Genomic DNA, 4189 nt, shown 5'->3' on the forward strand with positions numbered 1-4189 from the left:
CCCCCGGACCCCGAAAAACCTCAACTCCCAGGAGAGACACCGCGCATGATCAGGCCTGCTGATCCCCACGTTGAGTTCTGCCACGTCCTGATCGAGGACCGGCAGCTTGGCCCGCTCCCCGAGGACCTTGACCCCGCACTGGCCCGGCCCGCGTACGCCAAGGACGTGTGCCCCGGAGACCTGGTCATGGGCTACTTCGACGGCTCCGACCGGCGCCGCTGGGCATGGAAGGCCGCCCCGGGCGAGGTCTGCTACCGGGCACTGCCCCAGCGCCACCCCGCCCACGGCCGGGCCGTCAGCCTGATCGGCATCCTCACGGCCTGCGTCGACATCGACGACGAAGTCCTGATCGTCCCCGCCGCTCTGTACCCGGCCGCCTACCGCCCCGGGGACCGCGTGGAGCGGATCAGCGTGCACTTCGAGGCCTTCAGCCACCCGTACGGTGGCCACTACACACACCCCCGCCAGTGGGAACAGCGCGGCACCGTCCGCACGGTCGACGACGCCGACGGCACGCTCACCGTCCACTGGGACGGTGACACCGACGCCTTCCGCACCACCCGGGACCTGATCAGGCCCGTCGACCCGGACGCCATCGCCTACGACCGGAGCACGTACGGCGTCACGCCCGGCGACCGCGTACGCGGCGGCGGCCCGGGGACCGGGGTCCTGCTGGAGATCTACCGGCCCGGCGGCCACGGCATCGAGCACGGCCGCGTGATGTGGGAGGCCGCCGAGACCGGCGCCGATCCCGTCGGGGAGGCCCGGCCCATCGCCCAGTTGGAGCCCGCGCCCGTCGAACTCATCTCCCAATGGCTCGCCCTGCCCCAGGACTGACCGAGAGCGCCGCCCGCACCCCGCCTCACCTCCCCGGAGATGAGGCGGGGTGAAGCGTTTCTGACCTGCGGAATCCGGTTTGACCACACCCCCGAAATCGTGAGAGTATTAGATACGTCAAGAGGGGCGGGAATCCCGACCGACGCCAGGGCCCCCGGGTCCACACCGACGAACCTCAACAGGAGAACTCTGTGATCACTGCACGTCTCGACCGCCTCATCGCCGAGGGCACCGATCGCATCTTCCGGCCGGTCCTGCTGGCTGACGGCCACGCGTTCAGCGTCAACATCAAGGCTGGGGAGGACCGGGCGGCCGCCGTCGCCCTGTGGCCCGGCCTGGAGGCCCCCGAGGGCGAGGACTGGGAGAACGAGGACTCCTGGGAGAGCTTCCTGACCGGCGGCAACGCCGACGACAGCCAGTTCCTGGACGTGCCCGTGCAAGCCCTGCGCGACCTGGTCGAGCAGCACGGCGGCGAAGCCCCGACCGCACCCGACGACCCGGCCGGTACGGCCCCGCTCGCCATGCTGCGCGCTGCGGGACTGCGCTGCGTCGAGGACGGCTACTCGCTCAGCGCCGACTGGCACCGCGTTCGTGTGCCGCTTGCCGACGGCACGGAGGTCGTCTTCGAGGGGTTCTCCGCCCGGAGCCACGAGGTCTTCCCGGACGTCACCACCCGCTACCCCATCCGGGAACACGGCTACTGGACCGCGAGTTGGGGCGAGCCCGGCAGCAACGCCCGCACCACCGTCTACCACTCCGCCGGGCAGCGCCGCCCGTACGTGGAGGACACCGCCGCCCTCGTGGGCTCCATCATGGAGCAGGCCCGTCGCTCCGGCGGCAGCGCGCCGGAGGGGGGTGTGGGCGAGAGCGCCGAGCAGCTCGCCCGCAAGGCCCTCGCCGAGTGGGGCATCACCGCGCACTTCGACGACGAGCCGTTGCTCGACGGCGGCCGGAACACCTGGCTGGTCATCCCCCGCGACCAGGGCGCGGGCAAGACGAGCGCAGGGCCGTACATGGTGCTGGCCCTCTACAACGAGGACGACGACGAGTGGCCCATGGACCAGCGGCCGCCGGTCCGCCCCGGTGACGAGTGGCGCGTGGAGGTCGGCGACGGCAACGGCGTCGAGAAGGGGCTGATGGAGCGCCCCGCCGACCGGCTTGCCGACTGCGTCGAGGTCATCGCCAACTGGCTCACCGACCCCCAGGCCAGCGCCGACGACGAGGACGACGACCACGAGGCGGCGCACGCCGAGTGCATCCAGCCCCACCGCTCCGCCGACGGCTACGTCGACTGCGACGGGCGGCCGCTGTAGCCCCACCCGACCCGCCGACCGGGGAGGGAGCGAGACGGGAATGCTCGCTCCCTCCCCGGCAGGACGGCCCCACCGATCACCCTCAACACCGGGAGAGACCCCTGTGACGAAGAACCCCAGGCCCACCCCGCCGTGCGGCACCGGGTGCGCCGCCGCCCAGCTCGAACTGTTCGCGCCGGCCGCCGCGCCGGCCGCGCCCACGGCGGCCGCCGAATTCGACTGGGAGGCCAACGACGTCGTGGTCGTCGGCGACAGCGGCGGCAAGGACTCCGGCGTCCTCGTGCACGAGGTGTGCACGCAGGCCGCCAAGGCGGGCCAGCTGCACAAGGTGCGCGTGCTGCACTGCGACCTCGGGCGTACGCCGGGCGGACACCTGATTGAGTGGCCGGGCGCGGAAGACGTCGCCCGCCGCCACGCCGCCCTGTACGACGTTCCGTTCCTCGTCCGGCGCAGCCAGCGGTGGCCGTCCCTGTGGGACCGGATCCTGGATCACGGCAACTGGCCCGGTTACTTCGCGCGATTCTGCACGAGCGACACGAAGACCGCGGTCGGGCGCGCGTACGTCGACGAGCTCGCCGACGAGCTGAGGCTCGGCCGCCCGATCCGGGCCGGGTATGCCATGGGGATGCGGGCGGAGGAGTCCCGGGCCCGGGCGGCCAAGCCGGTCATCGAGCAGCACCGGATGACCGCGAAGACGCTGCGCGTCGTCACGACCTGGCTGCCGGTCCACCACCTCAAGACGGACCAGGTCTGGAAGATCCACCGTGACAACGGCATCCCGTGGCACCCCGCCTACGAGCGGATGGGGCGGCTCAGCTGCCGGGCCTGCCCGCTGGCGAAGCGGAAAGATCTGATCGAGTCCGCCCGGATGAACCCCGGGATCTTCGCGGAGTGGGCCGGAGCCGAGGAGCGCATGGGCAAGCCGTTCAAGAAGAACCTCACCCTGAAGCGGATCATCGAACTCGCCCGGAGCTGACCGGGAAACCAAACGGCCCGGCGGAGCAATGCATTGGGAATCCCGCCGGGCCGCGCGGTCCGGCCACCGAGGGCCCTCAACAGACCCATAAACCGAACCGGCACCATCGTATCCACGTCCCGACCCACCAGGAGCACGCGTCATGAAGACCATCGGCGGCCGCCGCCTCGCCAATCGCGAGGACCTGATCGAGCACACCGGCTACAGCCGGGCCACGCTCAGCAACCTGTGGCGCGACCGCGCGGCCAACGGTCACCCCGAGCCGGAGACGGTCGACGGGGTCATGCACTGGGACGTCGACGTGTGGGACGAGTGGTTCGCCGAGTTCAACAAGCAGCGGCGCAACCAGGACCGGCCGCAGGGCGGCCGGGTCATCGACCGCAGCGGCGACCCCGACGAGGAGCTCACGCCCGCCGAGCAGGCGCGCGTCCTCGGCCTGGACGGCAGCGCCGTGCGCCACTACAAGAAGACGCCCCCGCCCGGATGGCCCGACCCGGTACGAATCGAGCCGCTGCCCGGCGGGGGAGAGCGCGAGTACCGCACCCGGCGGCAGCTGTGGGACTGGCACGACTCGACGCACCGGGCGGGCATGTCCGGCCGCCCTGCCCGGACCGGGCCGGACCCGCGCATCGAGCAGGCCGCCCAGGCGCTGGCCGCCCAGCCCGGCCGAAAGGCCGGCGAGGTCGCGGCCGACCTCGCCGCGGAGCACGGCGGCTCCGTCCACACCTGGAAGCGCATCATCACCCAGGCCCGCAAGGAGCCGGGCCAGCAGGACGGCTGAGCCGCCCCCGAAGCGATGGCCAGCGCCGATCCCCCGGGCGGGCGCTGGCCATCGGCGTGTTCGGCCCGCGGAGACTCACCGACAGAACTCACCTCTTAAGAGGTGAGGCGGCATCCCGCCGGGGTTTACATGGCGGGCGCACTCCCGGCGGGCGGGTGCTTCGTTGTGCGCGTACGAAGAGGTTGGCGGGAAGGGGAGGGGAGCTCGGCGGGCCCCGGAGTGCCGTGCGGCGGGCAGGAGTTGGGCCGATCGCCGTACTGTCGCCGTCGCGGGGCGGGTGAG

General features: G+C 72.2%; 4 protein-coding genes. All 4 read left to right on the top strand.

Annotated features, from left to right (window positions below; translation table 11 throughout):
* Positions 1-45: 45 nt before the first annotated feature.
* The 4 genes from C1J00_RS39300 (at position 46) to C1J00_RS39315 (ending at position 3907) form a co-directional block, all read left to right on the top strand.
* Positions 46-837, top strand: a complete 792-nt coding sequence (locus C1J00_RS39300; RefSeq protein WP_102913660.1) for a hypothetical protein — start codon at positions 46-48, stop codon at positions 835-837.
* Between the two features lie 191 nt (positions 838-1028).
* A complete protein-coding gene (locus C1J00_RS39305; RefSeq protein ID WP_102913661.1) occupies positions 1029-2150 on the top strand; it encodes a hypothetical protein in 1122 nt (373 codons plus the stop codon).
* A gap of 103 nt (positions 2151-2253) precedes the next feature.
* Entirely contained in the window at positions 2254-3126 is an 873-nt protein-coding gene (locus C1J00_RS39310) for a phosphoadenosine phosphosulfate reductase domain-containing protein (RefSeq protein ID WP_102913662.1), read from the top strand.
* A gap of 142 nt (positions 3127-3268) precedes the next feature.
* Positions 3269-3907, top strand: coding sequence for a hypothetical protein (locus tag C1J00_RS39315; RefSeq protein ID WP_102913663.1), 639 nt, complete (start codon positions 3269-3271; stop codon positions 3905-3907).
* Positions 3908-4189 lie beyond the last annotated feature (282 nt).

The sequence above is a fragment of the Streptomyces cahuitamycinicus genome, from assembly GCF_002891435.1.
In the GTDB taxonomy this organism is placed as follows: Bacteria; Actinomycetota; Actinomycetes; order Streptomycetales; family Streptomycetaceae; genus Streptomyces; species Streptomyces cahuitamycinicus.